We start from the raw sequence: 23,613 nt of genomic DNA, 5'->3' as shown, positions 1-23,613 counted from the left end.
GCACGTCAAGGACACGACTGTCGTTCACACGTTCGCGGGAGACCTGCCCGTTTCCGGCCGATACTCTGAACGCACCGGCGAGACTCCGTCCCATGGGAGCACTGATGAGCGTCGCACCGAAGGCGTCCACGCCCAGCTGGCCGACCCCGCCGGAAGGCGGCTGGACCGCCGACGACCTGGACCGCCTCCCGAATCTTCCTCCGCACACGGAATTGATCGACGGGAGCCTGGTCTTCGCGAGTCCGCAGACGATGTTTCACGTACGCGCTGTGAGCTTCTTTGAATGGCAGCTCCAGTCTGTGGCGCCGGAGGAATTCGAGACTGTCCGCGAGTTCACCATCGACATCGATCGCCAGAACCGGCCAGAGCCGGACGTGGTGGTGGTCCGGGCCGACGTGGTGGAGGACCCGTACCAGACCCGCTTCCCGGCGGAGTCCGTCGTCCTGGCCATCGAGGTCGTCTCCGAGGACTCCGTCTCCCGCGACCGCGAGACCAAGCCCCTGAAGTACGCCCGCGCCAAGATTCCGCACTATTGGCGGGTCGAGAACGAGAAGGGCCGGGCAGCGGTGCACGTCTTCGAGCTGGAGCCGACGACCGGCACGTACACCAGAACGGGCATCTTCCGCGAGCGGATGAAGGTGGACGTGCCGTTCCCGGTGGACCTGGACCTGACGCAGATCAAGGCACGCCGCGACCGGAGTCAGTGAGGCCTACGAACGCACCGCTGCCCGGCACCCTTCAGGACGCGGGTGCCGGGCAGCGGCATGTCGGAGGCGGACGTCAGCGCACGAAGACTCCCGCCTGGTTCGCCAGGTCCAGGAAGTACTGCGGCGCCACACCGAGGACCAGGGTCACGGCCACGCCCAGGCCGATCGCGAGCATGGTCAGCGGGGACGGGACCGCGACCGTCGGGCCCTCCGGTCGCGGCTCGCTGAAGAACATCAGCACGATCACGCGGATGTAGAAGAACGCGGCGATGGCCGAGGAGATCACACCGATCACGACCAGCGGGGCCGCGCCGCCGTCCGCCGCCGCCTTGAAGACGGCGAACTTCCCGGCGAACCCGGAGGTCAGCGGGATGCCGGCGAAGGCGAGCAGAAACACCGCGAACACGGCCGCCACCAGCGGAGACCGACGGCCGAGGCCCGCCCACTTGGACAGGTGGGTCGCCTCGCCGCCCGCGTCGCGCACCAGCGTGACCACGGCGAACGCGCCGATCGTCACGAACGAGTAGCCCGCCAGGTAGAAGAGGACCGACGACACGCCGTCCTTCGACGTGGCGATGACACCCGCGAGGATGAAACCGGCGTGCGCGATGGACGAGTACGCCAGCAGCCTCTTGATGTCGGTCTGGGTGATGGCGACGATCGCACCGCCCAGCATGGTGATGATCGCCACGGCCCACATGACCGGCCGCCAGTCCCAGCGCAGCCCGGGCAGGACGACGTAGAGCAGACGCAGCAGTGCGCCGAACGCGGCCACCTTCGTCGCCGCCGCCATGAAGCCGGTCACCGGGGTGGGCGCGCCCTGGTAGACGTCGGGCGTCCACATGTGGAACGGCACCGCGCCCACCTTGAACAGCAGGCCCATGACCAGCATGGCGCCGCCGATCAGCAGCAGCGCGTCGTTGCCCATGGTGTTGGCGAGCGCCGGGTCGACATCGGTGACCGTGCCGTCGACGACCTGGGCGATGCGCGCGTACGACATCGAGCCCGCGTAGCCGTACAGCAGCGCGATGCCGAACAGGGTGAACGCGGAGGCGAACGCGCCGAGCAGGAAGTACTTGACCGCGGCCTCCTGCGACATCAGCCGCTTGCGGCGGGCCAGCGCGCACAGCAGGTACAGCGGCAGGGAGAGGACCTCCAGGCCCACGAACAGGGTCACCAGGTCGTTCGCCGCCGGGAAGATCAGCATGCCGCCGACCGCGAAGAGCAGCAGCGGGAAGACCTCCGTGGTGGCGAAGCCCGCCTTCACGGCGGCCTTCTCGCTGTCGCTGCCGGGTACGGAGGCGGCCTGCGCTGCGAAGGAGTCGACCCGGTTGCCGTGCGCCGCCGGGTCCAGGCGCCGCTCGGCGAAGGTGAACAGGCCGACGAGGCCGGCCAGCAGGATCGTGCCCTGGAGGAAGAGTGCGGGGCCGTCGACCGCGATGGCGCCCATGGCCGCGATGTGTGCCTTCGTGGTGCCGAACCCGTCGGCCGCGAGGGCGACGACCGCGGCGAACGCGGCACACAGGGCGACGGCGGACACGAACACCTGCGCGTAGTAGCGGGACCGGCGCGGCACGAACGCCTCGATGAGCACCCCGACGAGCGCCGCACCGATGACGATCAGCGTCGGCGACAATTGTCCGTATTCGATCTTCGGCGCGTCGATCTTCGAGATCGGTTCGGCCGCGGTTGTCCACAGGCTGTGGACGGCTGGTGCGCTCACTTGGCCGCCTCCACCTCGGGCTTGGGGTCCTTCTTCTGGACGTCGGACATGGTCTGCTTGACCGCCGGGTTGACGATGTCCGTCACGGGCTTCGGATAGACGCCCAGGAAGATCAGCAGAACGATCAGCGGGGCGACGACCACCAGCTCGCGCACGCGGAGGTCGGGCATCGCGGAGACCTCCGGCTTCACCGGGCCCGTCATCGTCCGCTGGTACAGCACGAGGGTGTACAGCGCGGCGAGGACGATGCCGAAGGTGGCGATGATGCCGATCACCGGGTAGCGCGTGAACGTGCCGACCAGGACCAGGAACTCGCTGACGAACGGCGCCAGGCCGGGCAGCGAGAGGGTGGCGAGGCCGCCGATCAGGAAGGTCCCGGCGAGCACCGGGGCGACCTTCTGCACCCCTCCGTAGTCGGCGATGAGCCGCGAGCCGCGCCGGGAGATGAGGAAGCCGGCGACCAGCATCAGGGCGGCCGTGGAGATGCCGTGGTTGACCATGTAGAGCGTGGCGCCGGACTGGCCCTGGCTGGTCATCGCGAAGATGCCCATGATGATGAAGCCGAAGTGCGAGATCGACGCGTAGGCCACCAGGCGTTTGATGTCCCGCTGGCCGACGGCGAGCAGCGCGCCGTAGATGATGCTGATGAGCGCCAGGACGAGGATGACGGGCGTCGCCCACTTCGACGCCTCCGGGAACAGCTGGAGGCAGAAGCGGAGCATCGCGAACGTGCCCACCTTGTCGACGACCGCGGTGATGAGCACGGCCACCGGGGCGGTGGACTCCTGCATGGCGTTGGGCAGCCAGGTGTGCAGGGGCCACAGCGGCGCCTTCACCGCGAAGGCGAAGAAGAAGCCGAGGAACAGCCAGCGTTCGGTGCTGGTCGCCATGTGCAGCGAGCCGTTCGCGCGGGCCTCGGCGATCTCCGTGAGCGAGAAGTTCCCGGCCACCACGTACAGGCCGATCACCGCGGCCAGCATGATCAGACCGCCGGCCAGGTTGTAGAGCAGGAACTTCACCGCGGCGTACGACCGCTGCGTGGCGGCCGTCTCCTCGCCGTGCTCATGGGCACGGTCCCCGAAGCCGCCGATGAGGAAGTACATCGGGATGAGCATGGCTTCGAAGAAGATGTAGAAGAGGAAGACGTCGGTGGCCTCGAAGGAGATGATCACCATCGCCTCGACGGCCAGGATCAGCGCGAAGAAGCCCTGGGTGGGCCGCCAGCGGCGGCTGCCGGTCTCCAGCGGGTCGGCGTCGTGCCAGCCCGCCAGGATGATGAAGGGGATCAGTACGGCGGTCAGCGCGATCAGCGCGACCGCGATGCCGTCGACGCCCAGCTCGTACCTGACGCCGAAGTCCTTGATCCAGGCATGGGACTCGGTGAGCTGGTAACGGCTGCCGCCCGGGTCGAAGCGGACCAGGACGGTGATCGCCAGGGCGAGCGTGGCGAGCGAGACGACCAGTGCCAGCCACTTGGCGGCGGTGCGCCGGACGGCCGGTACGGCGGCCGTGGCGACGGCCCCGAGGGCCGGGAGCGCCGCCGTCGCTGTCAGCAGAGGAAAGGACATCGGTATCAGACCGCCCTCATCAGCAGGGTCGCGGCGACCAGGAGTGCCGCGCCGCCGAACATCGAGACCGCGTAGGAGCGGGCGAAGCCGTTCTGGAGCCGGCGCAGCCGTCCGGACAGGCCGCCGAAGCCGGCCGCCGTGCCGTTGACGACGCCGTCGACCAGGGTGTGGTCGACGTACACCAGGGAGCGCGTCAGGTGCTCGCCGCCGCGCACCAGGACCACGTGGTTGAAGTCGTCCTGGAGCAGGTCGCGGCGGGCCGCGCGGGTGAGCAGGGAGCCGCGCGGGGCGACGGCCGGGACGGGCTTGCGGCCGTACTGGGCCCAGGCGATGGCGACGCCGATGACCAGGCAGACCATGGTGGCGCCGGTGACCGTGGCCGCGCTGAGCGGGGAGTCGCCCTCGCTGTGCCCCGTGACGGGCTCCAGCCAGTGCAGGAAGCGGTCGCCGATGCTGAAGAAGCCACCGCCGAAGACCGAACCGACGGCCAGCACGATCATCGGGATCGTCATGACCTTCGGGGACTCGTGCGGGTGCGGCTCGGCGTGCTCGCCCCTGGTCTCGGCGGCGGGCTCCACGCTGGGCTCGGCCGGGGACGGGGTCGGGGCGTGGCGCCACCGTTCCTCTCCGAAGAACGTCATCAGCATCACGCGCGTCATGTAGAAGGCGGTGATGGCCGCGCCCAGCAGGGCCGCGCCGCCGAGGATCCAGCCCTCGGTGCCGCCCTTGGCGAACGCCGCCTCGATGATCTTGTCCTTGGAGAAGAACCCGGACAGGCCGGGGAAGCCGATGATCGCGAGGTAGCCGAGGCCGAAGGTGATGAACGTGACCGGCATGTACTTGCGCAGGCCGCCGTAGCGCCGCATGTCGACCTCGTCGTTCATGCCGTGCATCACGGAACCCGCGCCGAGGAACAGCCCGGCCTTGAAGAAGCCGTGCGTCACCAGGTGCATGATCGCGAAGACGTAGCCGATGGGGCCGAGGCCCGCCGCGAGGACCATGTAGCCGATCTGCGACATGGTCGAGCCGGCCAGCGCCTTCTTGATGTCGTCCTTGGCACAACCGACGATCGCACCGAACAGGAGCGTGACCGCGCCGACGACCGTGACGGCCAGCTGCGCGTCGGGGGCGGCGTTGAAGATGGCCCCGGAGCGGACGATCAGGTAGACGCCCGCGGTCACCATCGTCGCCGCGTGGATGAGGGCGGAGACCGGAGTCGGGCCCTCCATGGCGTCCCCGAGCCAGGACTGGAGCGGCACCTGGGCGGACTTGCCGCAGGCCGCGAGCAGCAGCATCAGGCCGATCGCGGTGAGCTTGCCCTCGGACGTGTCACCGGTGTGGCCGAGGACCGGGCCGAAGGCGAAGCTGCCGAACGTGGTGAACATCAGCATGATCGCGATCGACAGGCCCATGTCGCCGACGCGGTTGACCAGGAAGGCCTTCTTCGCGGCCGTGGCGGCGCTGGGCTTGTGCTGCCAGAAGCCGATCAGCAGGTACGAGGCCAGACCGACGCCCTCCCAGCCGACGTACAGCAGCAGGTAGTTGTCGGCGAGGACGAGCAGCAGCATCGCCGCGAGGAACAGGTTCAGATAGCCGAAGAAGCGGCGGCGCCGCTCGTCGTGCTCCATGTACCCGACCGAGTACAGGTGGATCAGCGAGCCGACGCCCGTGATGAGCAGCACGAACGTCATGGACAGCTGGTCGAGGCGGAAGGTGACGTCCGCCTGGAAGCCGGCCACCGGAACCCAGCTGAACAGATGCTGCGTCAGGGTGCGGTGCTCCGCGCCCTTGCCGAGCAGGTCGGCGAAGAGGATGAGGCCGAACACGAAGGAGGCGGCCGACAGGAGCGTGCCGATCCAGTGGCCGACGCGGTCCAGGCGCCGGCCGCCGACCAGGAGGACGGCCGCTCCGAGCAGGGGCGCCGCGATGAGCGGCGCGATCAGGTTCTCCACGATTCTTCCGACCCCTTACAGCTTCATCAGGCTGGCGTCGTCGACCGAGGCCGAGTGGCGGGCACGGAAGAGCGACACGATGATCGCGAGGCCCACCACGACCTCCGCGGCGGCGACGACCATCGTGAAGAAGGCGATGATCTGGCCGTCGAGGTTGCCGTGCATCCGGGAGAAGGTGACGAACGCGAGGTTGCAGGCGTTCAGCATCAGCTCGATGCACATGAAGACCACGATGGCGTTGCGCCGGATCAGGACGCCGGTCGCGCCGATCGTGAACAACAGGGCGGCGAGGTAGAGGTAGTTGACCGGGTTCACTTCGACGCCTCCTCGGGCCGCTTGAACGTCTCCGGCTCGATCGCCCGGCGCTCCAGGCGCTCCTCCGCGCGCTGCTCCAGCGCCCGCAGGTCGTTGAGCGCCTCCGCGGACACGTCACGGATCTGGCCGCGTTCGCGCAGCGTCTTGCTGACGGTCAGCTCGGACGGGGTGCCGTCGGGCAGCAGGCCCGCGATGTCCACGGCGTTGTGCCGGGCGTAGACACCGGGGGCGGGCAGCGGCGGGATGTGCTTCCCCTCGCGGATGCGCTGTTCGGACAGCTCGCGCTGGGTCCTGGCGCGCTCGGTGCGCTCGCGGTGGGTGAGCACCATGGCGCCGACGGCGGCCGTGATGAGCAGCGCGCCGGTGATCTCGAAGGCGAAGACGTACTTGGTGAAGATGAGGGTCGCGAGCCCCTCCACGTTGCCGTTCGCGTTCGCCCGGCCGGTGCCGTTGAACTCCTTCAGGGAGGCGTTGCCGATGCCGGCGAACAGCAGGACACCGAAGCCGGCCCCGCACAGAAGGGCCAGCCAGCGCTGGCCCTTGATGGTCTCCTTCAGGGAGTCCGCGGCCGTGACGCCGACGAGCATCACCACGAACAGGAACAGCATCATGATCGCGCCGGTGTAGACGACGATCTGCACGATCCCGAGGAAGTAGGCGCCGTTGGCGAGGTAGAACACCGCCAGGACGATCATGGTGCCGGCGAGGCAGAGCGCGCTGTGCACGGCCCTCTTCATGAAGACGGTGCACAGGGCGCCGATCACCGCGATCGTGCCGAGGACCCAGAACTGGAAGGCCTCACCGGTGGAGGTGGTGTAGGCGGCGAGTTGCTGCGCGCTCATCGGCCGATCACCTTCTCCGAGGCCGGCTCGTCCTCGCCGAAGGTGGAGGCGGCCTCCTGCGGGGCCTCGCCCTTGGAGACGGCCACCTGGCGGACCGTACCGGGCGCGGCCTGCGTCACCAGGCCGCGGTAGTAGTCCTGCTCGTCCGTCCCCGGGAAGATCGAGTGCGGCGTGTCGACCATGCCCTCTTCGAGACCGGCGAGCAGCTGCTCCTTGGTGTAGATGAGGTTGGCGCGGCTGGAGTCGGCCAGCTCGAACTCGTTCGTCATCGTCAACGCGCGCGTGGGGCACGCCTCGATGCACAGCCCGCACAGGATGCAGCGGGCGTAGTTGATCTGGTAGACGCGGCCGTACCGCTCGCCCGGCGAGTAGCGCTCCTCGTCGGTGTTGTCGGCGCCCTCCACGTAGATGGCGTCGGCGGGGCAGGCCCAGGCGCACAGCTCGCAGCCGACGCACTTCTCCAGGCCGTCCGGATGGCGGTTGAGCTGGTGCCGTCCGTGGAACCGCGGAGCCGTGGTCTTCTTCTGCTCCGGGTACTGCTCGGTCAGCCGCTTCTTGAACATGGCCTTGAAGGTCACGCCGAAGCCGGCCACGGGGTTCTGGAATCCGGGCTTGGTCTGCCCGGCCTCCTGAGGCTCCTCAGCCATCGGACGCCTCCTTTCCATCCGAAGTTCCGTCACTGACAGTGTCCGACCCGCCACTGACAATCAGCTCCCGCTCGCCCCACCGGGGGCGGCGCCTCGGCGCCGGCGGCAGCTCCTGCCCGGGCAGCGGCGGCACGGGGAACCCGCCCGCCATCGGGTCGAAGGCCGGCTCCTGGGCGGCGGGCTGCTCGGCCGTCTTCCCCTTCTCGCGGAACATGTCGGCGACGAAGGAGATCAACAGCAGGGCGAGGACACCGCCGCCGACGTAGAGGGCGATGTCGGCGAAGTCGTAGTTCTCGTTGCGCAGGGCGCGGACGGTCGCGACCAGCATCAGCCAGGTCACGGAGACCGGGATGAGGACCTTCCAGCCGAGCTTCATCAGCTGGTCGTAGCGCACGCGCGGGAGCGTGCCGCGCAGCCAGATGAAGAAGAACAGCAGCAGCTGGACCTTGATGACGAACCAGAGCAGCGGCCACCAGCCGTGGTTCGCGCCCTCCCAGAAGGAGCTGACCGGCCAGGGAGCGCGCCAGCCGCCGAGGAAGAGGGTGGCCGACACGGCCGAGACCGTCACCATGTTCACGTACTCGGCGAGCATGAACATCGCGAACTTGATCGACGAGTACTCGGTGTTGAAGCCGCCGACCAGGTCGCCCTCGGACTCCGGCATGTCGAAGGGGGCGCGGTTCGTCTCGCCGACCATCGTGACGATGTACAGGATGAAGGAGACCGGCAGCAGCAGGATGTACCAGCGGTCGTGCTGCTGCTCCACGATCGTGGACGTCGACATCGACCCCGAGTAGAGGAACACGGAGGCGAACGCGGCGCCCATGGCGATCTCGTACGAGATCATCTGCGCGCAGGAGCGCAGGCCGCCCAGGAGCGGGTAGGTGGACCCGGAACTCCAGCCCGCCAGCACGATGCCGTAGATGCCGACGGAGGCGATCGCGAGGATGTAGAGCATCGCGATCGGCAGGTCGGTGAGCTGCATCGCGGTGCGGTGGCCGAAGATCGAGATCTCGTTGCCGGCCGGTCCGAAGGGAATCACCGCGATCGCCATGAAGGCCGGGACGGCCGCGACGATCGGCGCGAGGACGTAGACCACCTTGTCCGCGCGCTTGACGATGACGTCTTCCTTGAGCATCAGCTTCACGCCGTCGGCGAGCGACTGGAGCATGCCCCAGGGGCCGTGCCGGTTGGGGCCGATGCGCAGCTGCATCCAGGCGACGACCTTGCGCTCCCAGACGATGGAGAACAGGACGGTCACCATCAGGAACGCGAAGCAGAAGACTGCCTTGACGACGACCAGCCACCAGGGGTCGCGGCCGAACATCGAGAGGTCTTCAGCTGCGAGGTACGGGCTCATGCCTCCACCTCCTTGGGGGCCTCTTCGGCGACTGCCGCCGGGCCGATGTGGACGAGGGAGCCGGGCCGTGCCCCGGTGTCGGAGGCGACGCCGGCACCGACGGAGTTCAGCGGGAGCCAGACCACCCGGTCGGGCATCTCGGTGATCTCCAGGGGCAGTCCGACCGTGCCGGCGGGGCCGGTGACGGTGAGGATGCCGCCGTCCGCGACGCCCGCCTCGGCGGCGGTCGCGGCGGACACGCGCGCGCGTGCGGCGTGCCGGGTTCCGGCGAGCGCCTCGTCGCCCTCCTGGAGGACGCCCTGGTCGAGCAGCAGCCGGTGCCCGGCGAGCACGGCCTCGCCGGCGGCCGGGCGGGGCAGCGCGCCCGCGATCTCCATGGGTCCGGAGGCGCGGGGGCCGTCCCAGGAGCCGAGCCGGTCGATCTCCGCGCGCGTGGTGCGCAGATCCGGCAGGCCCAGCTGCCGGCGTCCGTCGGCGCCTTCGACACCGTCCATGGCGTCGGCGAGCATGTGCAGCACGCGCGTGTCGGTCGGCGCGAGCGGGCGGGTCATCTGGTCGGGCTTGAGCGCGGCCTCGAAGAGGCGCACGCGGCCCTCCCAGTTGAGGAAGGTGCCCGCCTTCTCGGCGACCGCGGCGACCGGCAGGACGACGTCGGCGTGTGCGGTGACCTCGCTGGGCCGCAGCTCCAGCGACACCAGGAAGCCGACGTTCTCCAGCGCCTCACGCGCGCGTGCCGGGTCGGGCAGGTCGGCGACCTCCACACCGGCGACCAGGAGTGCCGAGAGTTCGCCGGTCGCGGCGGCCTCGACGATCTGGTGGGTGTCGCGGCCGTAACGCGCCGGGAGTTCGGCGAGACCCCAGGCCGCGGCGACCTCCTCCCGCGCGCGCGGGTCGGTCGCCGGACGGCCGCCCGGCAGCAGCGAGGGCAGCGCGCCCACCTCGACGGCGCCGCGCTCACCGGCCCGGCGCGGAATCCACACCAGCTCAGCGCCGGTCGCGGTGGCGGCGCGCAGGGCGGCGGCGAGTCCGCCCGCGACACCGGCCAGCCGCTCTCCCACGATGATGACGGCGCCCTCGGTGCGCAGCGCCTCGGCGGCGAGCGTGCCGGGCTCCCCCAGGCCGACGCCGCTCGCGAGCGCGTCCAGCCACTCCGTCTCGGTGCCCGGAGCGGCCGGCAGCAGCGTGCCGCCCGCCTTCTCCAGGCCCCGGGTGGCGTGCGTGGCCAGCGCGAACACCCGCTGCTTGCGCTTGCGCCAGGCCTTGCGCAGCCGCAGGAAGACGCCGGGTGCCTCCTCCTCCGACTCGAAGCCGACCAGCAGGACGGCGGGCGCCTTCTCCAGGGAGGTGTACGTGACGCCCGTACCGTCCAGGTCACGGCCGCGGCCGGCCACCCGGGCCGCCAGGAAGTCGGCCTCCTCGCCGCTGTGCACGCGCGCGCGGAAGTCGATGTCGTTGGTGTCGAGCGCCACGCGCGCGAACTTGCTGTACGCGTAGGCGTCCTCGACGGTCAGCCGGCCGCCGATGAGGACACCGGCCCGGGAGCGGGCGGCGCTCAGGCCCCGCGCGGCCGCTTCCAGAGCCTCCGGCCAGGAGGCGGGCTCCAGGACGCCGTCGGCGTTGCGCACGAGCGGCGTGTCGAGGCGGTCCTTCTGCTGCGCGTACCGGAACGCGAAGCGTCCCTTGTCGCAGATCCACTCCTCGTTGACCTCGGGGTCGTAGGCGGCGAGCCGCCGCATCACCTTGCCGCGCCGGTGGTCGGTGCGGGTGGCGCAGCCGCCGGAGCAGTGCTCGCACACCGACGGAGAGGAGACGAGGTCGAAGGGGCGGGAGCGGAACCGGTAGGCGGCCGAGGTGAGCGCGCCGACCGGGCAGATCTGGATGGTGTTGCCGGAGAAGTACGACTCGAACGGGTCGCCCTCGCCGGTGCCGACCTGCTGGAGCGCGCCCCGCTCGACCAGCTCGATCATGGGGTCGCCCGCGATCTGGTTGGAGAAGCGGGTGCAGCGGGCGCACAGCACGCACCGCTCGCGGTCGAGCAGCACCTGGGTGGAGATCGGTACGGGCTTCTCGTAGGTCCGCTTCTTGCCGTCGAAGCGGGACTCGGCGTTGCCGTGCGACATCGCCTGGTTCTGGAGCGGGCACTCGCCGCCCTTGTCGCAGACCGGGCAGTCCAGCGGGTGGTTGATGAGCAGCAGCTCCATCACCCCGTGCTGGGCCTTCTCGGCGACCTGGGAGGTCAGGTGCGTCTTGACGACCATCCCGTCGGTGCAGGTGATGGTGCAGGACGCCATCGGCTTGCGCTGGCCCTCGACCTCGACGATGCACTGGCGGCAGGCACCGGCCGGGTCCAGCAGGGGGTGGTCGCAGAAACGCGGGATCTCGATGCCGAGCTGCTCGGCGGCCCGGATGACCAGGGTGCCCTTGGGCACGCTGATCTCGATGCCGTCGATCGTCAGCGTGACGAGGTCCTCCGGCGGGACCGCCGCCTCTCCGCCACCCGCGGGAGCGTTGGTGGTCACGGTCATGCGTTCACCTCCGGGCGGTCCGCCCAGGCCGTCGACTTGGCCGGGTCGAAGGGGCAGCCCCGGCCCGTGATGTGCTGCTCGTACTCCTCGCGGAAGTACTTCAGCGAGGAGAAGATCGGGGACGCGGCGCCGTCGCCGAGCGCGCAGAACGACTTGCCGTTGATGTTGTCGGCGATGTCGGCGAGCTTGTCGAGGTCGGACATCACGCCCTTGCCGGCCTCGATGTCCCGCAGCAACTGCACCAGCCAGTACGTCCCTTCCCGGCAGGGCGTGCACTTGCCGCAGGACTCGTGGGCGTAGAACTCGGTCCAGCGGGTCACGGCCCGCACCACGCAGGTCGTCTCGTCGAAGCACTGGAGCGCCTTGGTGCCGAGCATGGAGCCGGCGGCGCCGACGCCCTCGTAGTCGAGGGGGACGTCGAGGTGCTCGTCGGTGAACATCGGCGTCGAGGAGCCGCCCGGCGTCCAGAACTTCAGGCGGTGGCCCGGCCGCATGCCGCCGCTCATGTCGAGGAGCTGGCGCAGCGTGATGCCGAGCGGGGCCTCGTACTGGCCGGGGCTCGCCACATGGCCGCTGAGCGAGTAGAGCGTGAAGCCCGGGGACTTCTCGCTGCCCATCGACCTGAACCAGTCCTTGCCGTTTTTCAGGATGGCGGGAACCGACGCGATCGACTCGACGTTGTTCACGACAGTGGGACAGGCGTAGAGGCCTTCCACCGCAGGGAAGGGGGGACGGAGCCGCGGTTGACCACGGCGGCCTTCGAGCGAGTCGAGCAGTGCGGTCTCCTCACCGCAGATGTACGCGCCGGCGCCCGCGTGCACGGTGAGCTGGAGGTCGAGCCCGCTGCCCAGGATGTTCTCGCCGAGGTAGCCCGCCGCGTAGGCCTCGCGCACGGCCTCGTGCAACCGCCGAAGAACGGGGACGACTTCACCCCGCAGATAGATGAAGGCATGCGACGACCTGATGGCGTAGCACGCGATCACGATGCCCTCGATGAGGCTGTGCGGGTTCGCGAAGAGGAGCGGGATGTCCTTGCAGGTGCCCGGCTCCGACTCGTCGGCGTTGACAACTAGATAGTGCGGTTTTCCATCACCCTGAGGGATGAACTGCCACTTCATCCCGGTCGGGAATCCCGCGCCGCCGCGGCCCCGCAGCCCGGAGTCCTTGACGTACGCGATCAGGTCGTCCGGTGACATGGCGAGGGCCTTGCGGAGCCCCTCGTACCCCTCGTGCCTCCGGTAGACGTCCAGAGTCCAGGACCGGTCCTCGTCCCAGAAGGCCGACAGCACGGGTGCGAGCAGCTTCTCCGGGCTAGGGTCCTTGACCTCGGATACCACGGTCATCACTCCCCCTCCTCTGCGGTAGGCCCCGCGGGGTGGGCAGGGTCGGAGGCCGATGTCTCCTGCGGCGCGTCATGGGAGCTGAGGTGCTCGGCCGGCGACGGCTCGTGCACCCTGTCCTGCGGCTCCTCATGCGGACCTCCGCGCGGATGGACCACGCGCGCGGGTGCGGCCTCTCCCCTTGCCAGGCGAAGGCCCACCAGCGACGCGGGTCCCGCACCGCCGCCCTCCTCGACGGCCCCGGGCCGCTCGTCGGGGAAGCCGGCCAGGATCCGCGCGGTCTCCTTGAAGGTGCACAGGCGCGCCCCGCGCGTGGGCTGCACGGAGCGCCCCGCCCGCAGATCGTCGACCAGGCGCTTGGCGCTCGCCGGGGTCTGGTTGTCGAAGAACTCCCAGTTGACCATCACGACCGGCGCGTAGTCGCAGGCCGCGTTGCACTCGATGTGCTCCAGGGTGACCTTGCCGTCGTCGGTGGTCTCGCCGTTGCCGACGCCCAGGTGCTCCTGGAGGGACTCGAAGATCGCGTCGCCGCCCATCACCGCGCACAGCGTGTTGGTGCAGACCCCGACCTGGTAGTCACCGGACGGCTTGCGCCGGTACATCGTGTAGAAGGTGGCGACGGCGGTGACCTCGGCCGTGGTCAGGCCCAGCATGTCCGCGCAGAACCGCATGCCGGTGCGCGTGACATGGCCCTCCTCCGACTGCACGAGGTGGAGCAGCGGCAGCAGGGCGGACCGGGAGTCCGGGTAGCGCGCGATCACCTCGCGCGCGTCCGCCTCCAGCCGGGCCCGGACGTCGTCCGGGTAGGCGGGTGCGGGCAGTTCGGGCATGCCCAGGCTGACGCCCCGCTCGGAAGAAGAGGTGGTCACCGGTCGACGCCTCCCATCACGGGGTCGATGGACGCGACGGCGACGATGACGTCGGCGACCTGGCCGCCCTCGCACATCGCCGCCATGGCCTGAAGGTTGGTGAAGGACGGGTCGCGGAAGTGGACCCGGTAGGGGCGGGTGCCGCCGTCGGACACGGCGTGCACCCCGAGTTCGCCCTTGGGCGACTCGACGGCCGCGTACGCCTGTCCCGGCGGGACGCGGAAGCCCTCGGTGACCAGCTTGAAGTGGTGGATCAGAGCCTCCATGGAGGTGCCCATGATCTTCTTGATGTGGTCGAGGGAGTTGCCGAGTCCGTCCGGTCCCAGGGCGAGCTGGGCGGGCCAGGCGATCTTCTTGTCGGCGACCATGACCGGGCCGGGCTGGAGCCGGTCCAGGCACTGCTCGACGATCCCGAGCGACTGGCGCATCTCCTCCAGGCGGATGAGGAAGCGGCCGTAGGCGTCACAGGTGTCGGCGGTCGGGACGTCGAAGTCGTACGTCTCGTAGTCGCAGTACGGCTGGGCCTTGCGCAGGTCGTGCGGCAGGCCGGTGGCGCGCAGGATCGGGCCGGTCGCGCCGAGGGCCATGCAGCCGGCCAGGTCGAGGTAGCCGACGTCCTGCATGCGGGCCTTGAAGATGGGGTTCCCGGTGGCGAGCTTGTCGTACTCCGGGAGGTTCTTCTTCATCTTCTTCACGAACTCGCGGATCTGGTCCACCGCGCCGGGCGGCAGGTCCTGGGCGAGTCCGCCGGGCCGGATGTACGCGTGGTTCATGCGCAGGCCCGTGACCAGCTCGTAGATGTCGAGAATCATTTCACGATCACGGAATCCGTAGATCATGATCGTGGTGGCGCCCAGCTCCATGCCACCGGTGGCGATGCACACCAGGTGGGAGGACAACCGGTTCAGCTCCATCAGGAGCACCCGGATGATCTTGGCGCGCTCGGTGATCTGGTCCTCGATGCCGAGGAGCTTCTCGACGGCGAGACAGTAGGCGGTCTCGTTGAAGAAGGACGTCAGGTAGTCCATGCGCGTCACGAACGTGGTGCCCTGCGTCCACGTGCGGTATTCGAGGTTCTTCTCGATGCCGGTGTGGAGGTAGCCGATCCCGCAGCGGGCCTCGGTGACCGTCTCGCCCTCGATCTCCAGGATCAGGCGGAGCACTCCATGGGTGGACGGGTGCTGGGGACCCATGTTGACGACGATGCGCTCGTCGTCGGCGCGGGCCGCGGACTGGACGACCTCGTCCCAGTCGCCACCGGTGACCGTGTAGACGGTGCCCTCGGTGGTCTCGCGCGCGGACGCGGCCGACGCGGCGGATGCTGACTGCGTGCTCACGAGTACGACCTCCGCTGGTCCGGAGCCGGGATCTGGGCGCCCTTGTACTCGACGGGGATGCCGCCGAGGGGGTAGTCCTTGCGCTGCGGGTGGCCCTGCCAGTCGTCCGGCATCATGATCCGCGTCAGGGCCGGGTGACCTTCGAAGACGATGCCGAAGAAGTCGTAGGTCTCGCGCTCGTGCCAGTCGTTCGTCGGGTAGACGGAGACCAGCGACGGGATGCGCGGGTCGCTGTCGGGGGCGCTGACTTCGAGGCGGATCAGCCGGTTGTGGGTGATCGAGCGCAGGTGGTAGACGGCGTGCAGCTCGCGGCCCTTGTCGTGCAGGTAGTGGACGCCGCTCACGCCGGTGCACAGCTCGAAGCGCAGGGCCGGGTCGTCGCGCAGGGTGCGGGCGACGCGGACCAGGTGCTCGCGTTCGATGTGGAAGGTCAGCTCGTCGCGGTCGACGACGGTCTTCTCGATGGCGTTCCCGGGGAGGAGTCCCTGTTCCTCCAGGGCGCCCTCAAGTTCGTCGGCGACCTCGTCGAACCAGCCGCCGTAGGGCCGGGTCGCCGGTCCCGGGAGTCGGACCGAGCGGACCAGGCCGCCGTAGCCGGACGTGTCGCCGCCGTTTTCGGCGCCGAACATGCCGCGCTGGACGCGGATCTCCTCGCCGCCCTGGCCGCGCTGGCCGGGGAGGTTGGAGGCGGAGAGATCCTTCTCGGGGTTCACCCCGTTCGCGGAGCCGTTCGCCCCAGGGTTTCCCTGGGTGCCGTTCGCGTCGCTCACCGCAGCAGCCCCTTCATCTCGATCGTGGGCAGGGCCTTGAGCGCCGCCTCCTCCGCCTCGCGGGCCGCCTCCTCGGCGTTCACGCCGAGCTTCGAGGACTGGATCTTCTGGTGGAGCTTGAGGATCGCGTCCATCAGCATCTCGGGGCGGGGCGGGCAGCCGGGCAGATAGATGTCGACCGGAACGATGTGGTCGACGCCCTGGACGATCGCGTAGTTGTTGAACATGCCGCCGGAGGAGGCGCAGACACCCATGGAGATCACCCACTTGGGGTTGGGCATCTGGTCGTAGACCTGCCTCAGGACGGGCGCCATCTTCTGGCTGACCCGGCCGGCGACGATCATCAGGTCCGCCTGGCGCGGTGAGCCGCGGAAGACCTCCATGCCGAAGCGGGCCAGGTCGTAGCGGCCGGCGCCGGTGGTCATCATCTCGATGGCGCAGCAGGCCAGGCCGAAGGTGGCCGGGAAGACGGACGCCTTGCGCACCCAGCCCGCGGCCTGCTCCACGGTGGTCAGCAGGAAGCCGCTCGGCAGCTTTTCTTCGAGTCCCATGTCGTTAAAGGCCCCTCAGTCCCATTCCAGGCCGCCGCGCCGCCATACGTACGCGTACGCGACGAAGACGGTGAGCACGAAGAGCAGCATCTCCACGAGCCCGAAAATCCCCAGGGCGTCGAAGGTGACGGCCCAGGGGTAGAGGAAGACGATCTCGATGTCGAAGACGATGAAGAGCATCGCCGTCAGGTAGTACTTGATGGGGAAGCGCCCGCCGCCGGCCGGCGTGGGGGTCGGCTCGATGCCGCACTCGTAGGCTTCGAGTTTCGCGCGGTTGTACCGCTTCGGACCGATCAGCGTGGCCATGACCACGGAGAAGATCGCAAAGCCTGCCCCGAGGGCTCCCAGTACGAGGATGGGCGCATACGCGTTCACCGCTCCTCGCTCCTCTCAGTCGGCGCTGACTGCTGGCGGTTGCACTGGGCTCACATCCGCCTCACCGGTCCCACGAACCCCGCTCGCCCCGGCGAAGATCGCGAACATGTGAAGCAGGTCACAAGCCCAACTGCCTCGCATCTTATGCCCGCCGCTCTGTGATCTGCGACACGGGGTATTACACAAGCTTTGTGATCTCCACCACCTGACGAAGGATCATGAAGTCGGATGATGAGTGATCTTCATACGCGAAGCGTTCAGTTGATCACCAGAAGTGACAATCTTGTATGTCATCGCAGGCCAGAAGGGGCGTCTCTATATCAAGAGAGTTCCGGTGCATGCAAATTGGAGTTGGACGCGAGGGGCTGATAGAGGGGCGCGTTCACACATCGGAAGGAGGCCGGGGCGGGGTGTGGACGCGATTCGGGGCGCGTGCACGCGTTCACGAGCCGCACAGGCGCCGGACGCCGCGATTCCGATAATCGTTCCGTGACCTCCGTCACGTTCATGAGAGGCCTCTGAGAACCGGGCTTGGCCAACGAACCCAACCAGTGGTAGGTGGGGGGCAATCCGGACGTAATGATCAAAGACCGTGATCAAGGGCTTGATCGCGGACGTCCGCAATGTCCGTTACGGCGTCAATAAAGAGCGACACGCCCGGGATTCCGGGTCTCGATTGAACAACTGTGGCGCAGCACACGTTTCTTGAAGATATGAAGGAGCCCCTGGTACCGGTTGTTCCCATGTCCCACACCGCTCACATACGCAGCCACCGGAAGCCCCGCCGCAGCGCGTCGACCCTCGCGATGCGGGCCGGAGTTGCCGGTGGCGTCCTCGGCACCCTGGCAGTCGCCGGGGCGTCCGGCTCGGCGAACGCGGCCGAGCCGGTGACGCAGACCCTCGAACTGCCCACCCTGACGGCCGACCTGGCCGCTCAGGCGGCCCAGTCCGCGGACGCCACCGAGCAGGCCGCCGCGAACTACCAGTTGCAGGCCGAGCGTGACGCGGCTGCCGCGAAGGCCGCGAAGCAGGCCAAGGCGGACCTCGCCGACGCCAAGAAGAAGGCGGCGGAGGCCAAGAAGAAGGCCCAGGAGGCCGCCCGCAAGGAGGCCGCCGCCCGCGCCTCCCGCACCGCGGAGCGGACCACGCTGTCCACCACGGCGGACGCCGGCTCCACCTCCACCTCCACGTCCACCTCCACCAGCACGTCCACGGCCACCGGTTCGGCCGCGGCCGTCATCAGCTTCGTCAAGGCGCAGGTCGGCAAGGCGTACGTCTCCGGTGCCACCGGTCCCTCCGCCTACGACTGCTCCGGCCTGGTGCAGACGGCCTTCAAGCAGGTCGGCATCAGCCTGCCGCGTGTCTCCCAGGACCAGTCGACGGCCGGTACCCAGGTCTCGCTGAGCAACCTCCAGCCGGGCGACATCCTGTACTGGGGTGGCGCGGGCAGCGCGTACCACGTCGCGGTGTACGTCGGCGACGGCATGTTCGTGGGCGCGCAGAACCCCTCCAGCGGCGTCGTGGAGCGCCCGCTGTCGTACGACCCGCCCACGGGCGCCGTGCGGGTGCTCTGAGCGCACTCCGCACCTCTCAGACGCGTAGGGCCGCAGCCGCTCGGGGGCAGCGGCCCTCGCGCTGTCCCCGAAACGCCTCACGCTGCCCCTGAAGCGCCGCGCGTCGCCCCTGACACGCCCCGCGTCGTCCCTGCCATGCTCTGCTCGGGCCGCCGTCCGGTGGTCCGTCGCCGAGCGAAGGAGTCCACGCGATGCCACGCGTGTTCGTACAGGGAATTCCCGCCGACCACTACCCGCGGCACGCCCCCGAGGCCGCGCGGGGTGCGGTGCGCCGCATCACCGAGGTCGGCGAGGAGGTGCTGCACAAGCCGTGCCGGGACGTCACGGCGTTCGGGCCCGACCTCGCCGCGCTCATCGACGACATGTTCCGGACCATGTATGTCGCCGAGGGCGCGGGACTGGCGGCGAATCAGGTCGGGGTGGATCTGCGCCTGTTCGTGTACGACTGCCCCGATGACGACGGAGTCCGACATGTCGGGCACATCGTCAATCCGGTGCTCGAAACGCCCACGACCGGGCGACGGCTGCTGGACGAGGGCGAGGGGTGCCTGTCGGTGCCCGGTGCCGTGATGGCCGTACCGCGGCCGGACCGGGCCGTCGCGCGCGGGCAGGACAGGGACGGCAACGCCGTCGTCGTCGAGGGCACCGGGTACTTCGCGCGGTGTCTGGCCCACGAGACCGACCACACCAACGGGTACGTCTATCTGGACCGGCTCTCGAAACGGGACAAGAAGGATGCGTTGGGGCAGATGGCGGGCCGGCGGGACGAGGTGTACGCCCGCCGGGCCGCCAACGCCGCGACGTTCAGCGCCTAGTCACGCCTTCGGCGCCACCTTGCTCAGGCCGTTGATGATGCGGTCCATCGCGTCGCCGCCCGTCGGGTCGGTGAGGTTCGCCAGCAGCTTCAGGGTGAACTTCATCAGCAGCGGGTGGGTCAGACCGCGCTGGGCGGCGATCTGCATGACCTTCGGGTTGCCGATGAGCTTCACGAAGGCGCGGCCGAGCGTGTAGTAGCCGCCGTAGGTGTCCTTGAGGACGCGCGGGTAGCGCTGGAGGGCGATCTCGCGCTGGGCGGGCGTCGCGCGCGCGTGGGCCTGCACGATGACGTCGGCGGCGATCTGGCCGGACTCCATGGCGTAGGCGATGCCCTCACCGTTGAAGGGGTTCACCAGGCCGCCGGCGTCGCCGACGAGCAGCAGCCCGCGCGTGTAGTGCGGCTGGCGGTTGAAGGCCATCGGCAGGGCGGCGCCGCGGATCGGGCCGGTCATGTTCTCCGGGGTGTAGCCCCAGTCCTCCGGCATGGAGGCGCACCACGCCTTGAGGATCTCGCGCCAGTCCAGCTCCTTGAAGGAGGCGGAGGTGTTCAGCACGCCGAGGCCCACGTTCGACGTGCCGTCGCCCATGCCGAAGATCCAGCCGTAGCCGGGCAGCAGGCGGTCCTGGGGGCCGCGGCGGTCCCACAGTTCCAGCCAGGACTCCAGGTAGTCGTCGTCGTGGCGGGGGCTCTCGAAGTACGTCCGGACCGCGACGCCCATCGGGCGGTCCTCGCGGCGGTGCAGGCCCATCGCCAGGGAGAGCCGGGTGGAGTTGCCGTCGGCGGCGACGACGAGCGGCGCGTGGAAGGTGACCTCGCGCTTCTCCTCGCCGAGCTTGGCGGTGACGCCGGTGATGCGGCCGGTGCGGTCGTCGAGGACCGGGCCGCTGACGTTGCAGCGCTCGTACAGGCGGGCGCCGGCCTTCTGGGCGTTGCGGGCGAGTTGCTCGTCGAAGTCGTCGCGCTTGCGGACCAGGCCGTAGTTCGGGTAGGCGGCGAGATCCGGCCAGTCGAGCTGGAGGCGGGAGCCGCCGCCGATGATGCGCAGGCCCTTGTTGCGCAGCCAGCCGGCCTCCTCGGAGATGTCGATGCCCATGGCGACGAGCTGTTTGACCGCGCGCGGGGTGAGGCCGTCGCCGCACACCTTCTCGCGCGGAAACTCGGTCTTCTCCAGGAGCAGGACGTCGAGACCGGCCTTGGCGAGGTGGTATGCGGTCGTGGAGCCGGCTGGCCCCGCGCCCACGACGATCACATCTGCGGTGTGGTCGGAGAGGGGCTCGGTCACGGCGGGATCTCCCCAAGGTTTCGAAATCTGCGTGCCGACCGGCACTGGACATGGGCAGTCTATTCAGCGGACTTGATCACCGGCTGAAGGGCTGCCCCGTGAACCGACCTCTCCCCGCGGTACGGCTGCGCGTTCCCACGCACGAGGACGCGATCGCCTGGCACCGGATCTTCGCCGACCCGGAGGTCATGGAGTTTCACGGCGGCAGGCCGGCGGAGCTGTCGGTCTACGAGGAACTCACCGCGCGCCAGCGGCGGCACGACGCGGAACACGGCTTCTGCCTGTGGACCCTGCTGAACGAGTCCGGGGAGGTCATCGGCTTCACCGGCGCGCAGCCGTGGCGGCCGGACTGGGGTCCGGTCGGCGAGACCGAGATCGGCTGGCGGCTCGGGCGGGCACACTGGGGCAAGGGGTACGCGACGGCGGCGGCGCGGGAGACGCTGCGGCGGGTGCGGGAGGCCGGGGTGCCGGCGGTGGTGGCGATGGTCCTCCAGGGCAACGAGCGGTCGATCGCGGTGGCCCGGCGGCTCGGCATGGAGCGGGCGGAGACCTACACGCACCCCACGCTGAACGAGCCGGCCCTGTGCTTCCGGCTCAGCCTTCATCACACAGCGTAGTTATCTGTTACAGAAAGACACCGGCGCCTTCCGGGCGGGCCGGGCGAGAGTTACCCTGCCAGTACCGCTGGGGGTGACATCTGTGCGCATAACACCCAAAACACCCGAAGTGCGCGTCCCGCGTCTGGTCGGCCTGATGGCTGTGGACGCGCGCGAAACGGCCAGGGCGCGGGGGCTGTTCCTCAACGCGCCGGACCGCCCGGACTTCCACCGCACCGTCGTCGACCACGTCGTACGCCAGTATCCGCAGCCCGGTGCCGAGGTGCCGCCGGACTCGATGGTGTACGTGTGGTTCGACTTCGGTGAGGGTGAGGGCGGCGGAGGCGTGCGGGAGCCGCGCGTTCCGCGACCCCCGACGGGCGGACTGCAACGGGAGTTGGAGCAGCCCGGCGACCCGTACGCGGTGGCCGGATTCAGCTCTCCTTGAAGCTCGTCCCGAAGCCCTGCCCCATCCCAGGGCTGCCGGTCCTCGAAGCCCGCTACTCCTTGAAGCCCCGGTGCAGCGCGACGACCCCGCCGGTGAGGTTGCGCCACGCCACCTTGGACCAGCCCGCCTTGCGCAGCCGTTCGGCGAGCGCGGGCTGGTCGGGCCAGGCCCGGATGGACTCGGCGAGGTAGACGTACGCGTCCGGGTTCGAGGACACCGTGCGCGCGACCGACGGCAGTGCCCGCATCAGGTACTCGGTGTAGACGGTCCGGAACGGCGTCCAGGTCGGGTGGGAGAACTCGCAGATCACCACGCGTCCGCCGGGCCGGGTGACCCGGTACATCTCGCGCAGGGCCGCGTCCGTGTCCTGCACGTTGCGCAGCCCGAAGGAGATCGTCACCGCGTCGAAGGTGTCGTCCTTGAAGGGCAGCCTCGTCGCGTCACCCGCGGTGAACGGCAGCCAGGTGTGCTTCTTCTTGCCGACCTGGAGCATGCCGAGGGAGAAGTCGCAGGGGACGACGTACGCGCCCGTCCGCGCGAAGGGCAGCGAGGAGGTGGCCGTACCGGCGGCGAGGTCCAGGACCTTCTGCGCGGGGCGCGCGTCGACCGCCTTCGCCACCTCCTTGCGCCAGCGCCGGTCCTGGCCGAGCGACAGCACGTCGTTCGTCAGGTCGTACCGTTCCGCCACGTCGTCGAACATCGAGGCGACTTCGTGCGGCTGCTTGTTCAGGGAAGCGCGGGTCACCCGCCCATTCTTGCAGCCCGCCCTCCCGGCAGGAGCGTCGGCTTCCTGCGTGCCGCGACGTCCTCCACCCACCCGCACGCGAGCACGAAGAAGGCGATCAGCACCCAGCCGACGCCGAACATGAACCACTGGCTGTCCAGCGGGAGGTACGTCTCGAAGGCCGGCACGTTCCAGAGCCGGTCGATCAGCGGGACGGCCAGCACCAGCGCGATCTCGTGCCACAGGTAGATCGTCACCGCGCGCGCTGAAGACGGTGACCGTCCGGTCCAGGCGCCGCGACCGGGTCAGCCGGGCGAAGTCGATCCGGAAGTACGACTTCGCCCACATCAGCAGCAGGACGACCACCGGGGCCGGCTTCGCCCGCCGGAGCACGCCGTCGCGGTGGGCGAAGCCGAGCATCCAGCAGCAGAGGTACGTCGACAGGTCCCACAGGGCGCTGCCCAGCCGGTCGTCCGGGCCGGACCGGACGAAGTTCAGCACCAGGACCGGCGCGAGGGACAGCACCAGGACCGGGACCGGGGCGAACCGGAAGACCCGCAGCAGCGGCGGGGACAGCAGCACGAACCAGAGGTAGGTGCGCAGGTACCAGAGGATCTCCCAGGCCTGCTCGCCCCACGCGCTGCCCGGCGGGTCGCCGAGCGGGACGACCCAGTAGACGAACTGCCGGCCCGGCATCCAGCCGTGGATCAGCATCGCGAGCACCACGAAGAAGCCCCAGAACCAGAAGGGGGGCAGGAGCCTCCTGAACCTGCTCTCACGACCTTCACGGCCGGGCGTTCCAGGGACTTCGCCAGCAGGGTGCCGGCCAGGGCGAACATGACGCCCCTGGAGGGGAACACCAGGCCGCACCAGGCCCAGCCGAAGGTGTGGTACGTCACCTTGCGTGAAGGTGTGGACACCGACCTCGTTGCCCTGCTCGGCCATCGTCCTCACGATGCCCGGGTAGCGGGACACCATCGAGCCGTCCTGGCGGGGACGGAGACCGTGGTGGCCTGGCCGCCCCGGAAGGTGAGGATCGGGCCGCCGTCGAGGATCGCGTCCGGGACCTCGCTGGAGTCGGCCCCGCCGCGCACGCGCTGGTCGCCGCCGACCTCGGCGCGCAGATAGCCGTCGAGCAGCATCACGCAGGTCAGCGCGAGCAGGAGCAGGAAGGCGAGGATGACGCGGGGGCGTTGCAGCGCCGCGGCCTTGCCTGCCGCGCGCTCGATGCGGGTGGGCGCGCGCCTGCGGCCCCGGGAGGACGTCGGAGTGGTCATGACTGCCGCTGCGC

21 protein-coding genes and 2 pseudogenes are annotated in these 23,613 nt (G+C 69.5%); 5 read left to right on the top strand and 18 right to left on the bottom strand.

The genetic code is table 11. From position 1 onward, the window contains the following. The first annotated feature begins 104 nt into the window (after window positions 1-104). Window positions 105-707, top strand: coding sequence for a Uma2 family endonuclease (locus ACZ4WH_RS00405; RefSeq protein ID WP_468174676.1), 603 nt, complete (start codon window positions 105-107; stop codon window positions 705-707). A 73-nt stretch (window positions 708-780) separates the two neighbouring features. Here the strand turns inward: ACZ4WH_RS00405 and nuoN are convergent, their stop codons facing one another. From nuoN to ACZ4WH_RS00335, 14 genes are read right to left on the bottom strand one after another with little or no spacing between them, the layout of a single operon-like run. Continuing rightward, window positions 781-2,430 carry an NADH-quinone oxidoreductase subunit NuoN gene (nuoN, locus tag ACZ4WH_RS00400; RefSeq protein WP_468174673.1) on the bottom strand — a complete coding sequence of 550 codons (1,650 nt, stop codon included), beginning with the start codon at window positions 2,428-2,430 and terminating at the stop codon, window positions 781-783. Next, on the bottom strand, window positions 2,427-3,998 hold the full coding sequence (locus tag ACZ4WH_RS00395; RefSeq protein WP_468174670.1) for an NADH-quinone oxidoreductase subunit M: 1,572 nt from the start codon (window positions 3,996-3,998) through the stop codon (window positions 2,427-2,429). Before ACZ4WH_RS00395 ends, nuoN begins: the two co-directional genes overlap by 4 nt. Window positions 3,999-4,003: 5 nt before the next feature. Then, complete coding sequence (gene nuoL / locus ACZ4WH_RS00390) at window positions 4,004-5,950, bottom strand: NADH-quinone oxidoreductase subunit L (protein ID WP_468174667.1); 1,947 nt, start codon at window positions 5,948-5,950, stop codon at window positions 4,004-4,006. Window positions 5,951-5,965: 15 nt separating this feature from the next. Then, window positions 5,966-6,265: an NADH-quinone oxidoreductase subunit NuoK gene (gene nuoK / locus ACZ4WH_RS00385; protein WP_030641022.1), complete on the bottom strand. Its 300-nt coding sequence runs from the start codon at window positions 6,263-6,265 to the stop codon at window positions 5,966-5,968. Next, a complete protein-coding gene (locus ACZ4WH_RS00380; protein ID WP_468174663.1) occupies window positions 6,262-7,107 on the bottom strand; it encodes an NADH-quinone oxidoreductase subunit J in 846 nt (281 codons plus the stop codon). Before ACZ4WH_RS00380 ends, nuoK begins: the two co-directional genes overlap by 4 nt. After that, the gene (gene nuoI, locus ACZ4WH_RS00375; RefSeq protein WP_468174660.1) at window positions 7,104-7,754 is read right to left on the bottom strand and encodes an NADH-quinone oxidoreductase subunit NuoI; all 651 of its coding nucleotides are present in this window, start codon (window positions 7,752-7,754) and stop codon (window positions 7,104-7,106) included. Before nuoI ends, ACZ4WH_RS00380 begins: the two co-directional genes overlap by 4 nt. Continuing rightward, a complete protein-coding gene (gene nuoH, locus ACZ4WH_RS00370; protein ID WP_468174657.1) occupies window positions 7,747-9,114 on the bottom strand; it encodes an NADH-quinone oxidoreductase subunit NuoH in 1,368 nt (455 codons plus the stop codon). Before nuoH ends, nuoI begins: the two co-directional genes overlap by 8 nt. Further along, window positions 9,111-11,639, bottom strand: a complete 2,529-nt coding sequence (locus tag ACZ4WH_RS00365) for an NADH-quinone oxidoreductase subunit G (RefSeq protein ID WP_468174654.1) — start codon at window positions 11,637-11,639, stop codon at window positions 9,111-9,113. The genes nuoH and ACZ4WH_RS00365 overlap by 4 nt, the downstream gene beginning before the upstream one ends. Further along, a complete protein-coding gene (gene nuoF, locus ACZ4WH_RS00360) occupies window positions 11,636-12,982 on the bottom strand; it encodes an NADH-quinone oxidoreductase subunit NuoF (protein WP_103812733.1) in 1,347 nt (448 codons plus the stop codon). Before nuoF ends, ACZ4WH_RS00365 begins: the two co-directional genes overlap by 4 nt. Further along, window positions 12,982-13,848 carry an NADH-quinone oxidoreductase subunit NuoE gene (nuoE, locus tag ACZ4WH_RS00355; protein WP_468174649.1) on the bottom strand — a complete coding sequence of 289 codons (867 nt, stop codon included), beginning with the start codon at window positions 13,846-13,848 and terminating at the stop codon, window positions 12,982-12,984. The genes nuoF and nuoE overlap by 1 nt, the downstream gene beginning before the upstream one ends. Continuing rightward, the gene (locus tag ACZ4WH_RS00350; RefSeq protein ID WP_468174646.1) at window positions 13,845-15,185 is read right to left on the bottom strand and encodes an NADH-quinone oxidoreductase subunit D; all 1,341 of its coding nucleotides are present in this window, start codon (window positions 15,183-15,185) and stop codon (window positions 13,845-13,847) included. Before ACZ4WH_RS00350 ends, nuoE begins: the two co-directional genes overlap by 4 nt. Beyond that, window positions 15,182-15,955, bottom strand: coding sequence for an NADH-quinone oxidoreductase subunit C (locus ACZ4WH_RS00345; protein ID WP_468174643.1), 774 nt, complete (start codon window positions 15,953-15,955; stop codon window positions 15,182-15,184). Before ACZ4WH_RS00345 ends, ACZ4WH_RS00350 begins: the two co-directional genes overlap by 4 nt. Then, complete coding sequence (locus ACZ4WH_RS00340; protein WP_007383964.1) at window positions 15,952-16,506, bottom strand: NuoB/complex I 20 kDa subunit family protein; 555 nt, start codon at window positions 16,504-16,506, stop codon at window positions 15,952-15,954. Before ACZ4WH_RS00340 ends, ACZ4WH_RS00345 begins: the two co-directional genes overlap by 4 nt. Before the next feature lie 15 nt (window positions 16,507-16,521). Beyond that, window positions 16,522-16,881: an NADH-quinone oxidoreductase subunit A gene (locus ACZ4WH_RS00335; protein ID WP_003992243.1), complete on the bottom strand. Its 360-nt coding sequence runs from the start codon at window positions 16,879-16,881 to the stop codon at window positions 16,522-16,524. Window positions 16,882-17,624: 743 nt separating this feature from the next. On the opposite strand from ACZ4WH_RS00335, the gene ACZ4WH_RS00330 reads away from it, so the two are divergent. Together ACZ4WH_RS00330 and def are read left to right on the top strand one after the other, a co-directional pair. Next, window positions 17,625-18,455, top strand: a complete 831-nt coding sequence (locus ACZ4WH_RS00330; RefSeq protein ID WP_468174640.1) for a C40 family peptidase — start codon at window positions 17,625-17,627, stop codon at window positions 18,453-18,455. Between the two features lie 191 nt (window positions 18,456-18,646). After that, window positions 18,647-19,270, top strand: a complete 624-nt coding sequence (gene def, locus ACZ4WH_RS00325) for a peptide deformylase (RefSeq protein ID WP_468174637.1) — start codon at window positions 18,647-18,649, stop codon at window positions 19,268-19,270. Here the strand turns inward: def and ACZ4WH_RS00320 are convergent, their stop codons facing one another. Beyond that, entirely contained in the window at window positions 19,271-20,554 is a 1,284-nt protein-coding gene (locus tag ACZ4WH_RS00320; RefSeq protein ID WP_468174634.1) for a geranylgeranyl reductase family protein, read from the bottom strand. 98 nt (window positions 20,555-20,652) lie between these two features. Here ACZ4WH_RS00320 and ACZ4WH_RS00315 point away from each other — a divergent pair, with 98 nt between their 5' ends. Then, window positions 20,653-21,171, top strand: a complete 519-nt coding sequence (locus ACZ4WH_RS00315) for a GNAT family N-acetyltransferase (RefSeq protein ID WP_468174632.1) — start codon at window positions 20,653-20,655, stop codon at window positions 21,169-21,171. Between the two features lie 109 nt (window positions 21,172-21,280). Next, window positions 21,281-21,598 carry a PASTA domain-containing protein gene (locus tag ACZ4WH_RS00310; RefSeq protein WP_468174629.1) on the top strand — a complete coding sequence of 106 codons (318 nt, stop codon included), beginning with the start codon at window positions 21,281-21,283 and terminating at the stop codon, window positions 21,596-21,598. 52 nt (window positions 21,599-21,650) lie between these two features. Here the strand turns inward: ACZ4WH_RS00310 and ACZ4WH_RS00305 are convergent, their stop codons facing one another. The 3 genes and pseudogenes from ACZ4WH_RS00305 to ACZ4WH_RS00295 all read right to left on the bottom strand — a co-directional run. Continuing rightward, window positions 21,651-22,343, bottom strand: coding sequence for a demethylmenaquinone methyltransferase (locus tag ACZ4WH_RS00305; protein ID WP_468175526.1), 693 nt, complete (start codon window positions 22,341-22,343; stop codon window positions 21,651-21,653). Beyond that, a pseudogene (locus ACZ4WH_RS00300) lies at window positions 22,340-23,227 on the bottom strand (acyltransferase family protein); the annotation flags it as partial. The gene ACZ4WH_RS00305 and the pseudogene ACZ4WH_RS00300, both read right to left, overlap by 4 nt. Beyond that, window positions 23,208-23,599, bottom strand: a pseudogene (locus ACZ4WH_RS00295) (bi-functional transferase/deacetylase); the annotation flags it as partial. The pseudogenes ACZ4WH_RS00300 and ACZ4WH_RS00295, both read right to left, overlap by 20 nt. Window positions 23,600-23,613 lie beyond the last annotated feature (14 nt).

This window comes from Streptomyces sp. NPDC029138 (genome assembly GCF_055564375.1).
Note: the sequence above shows the minus strand (reverse complement) of the source record. Positions and strands in the feature narration are given on the sequence as shown.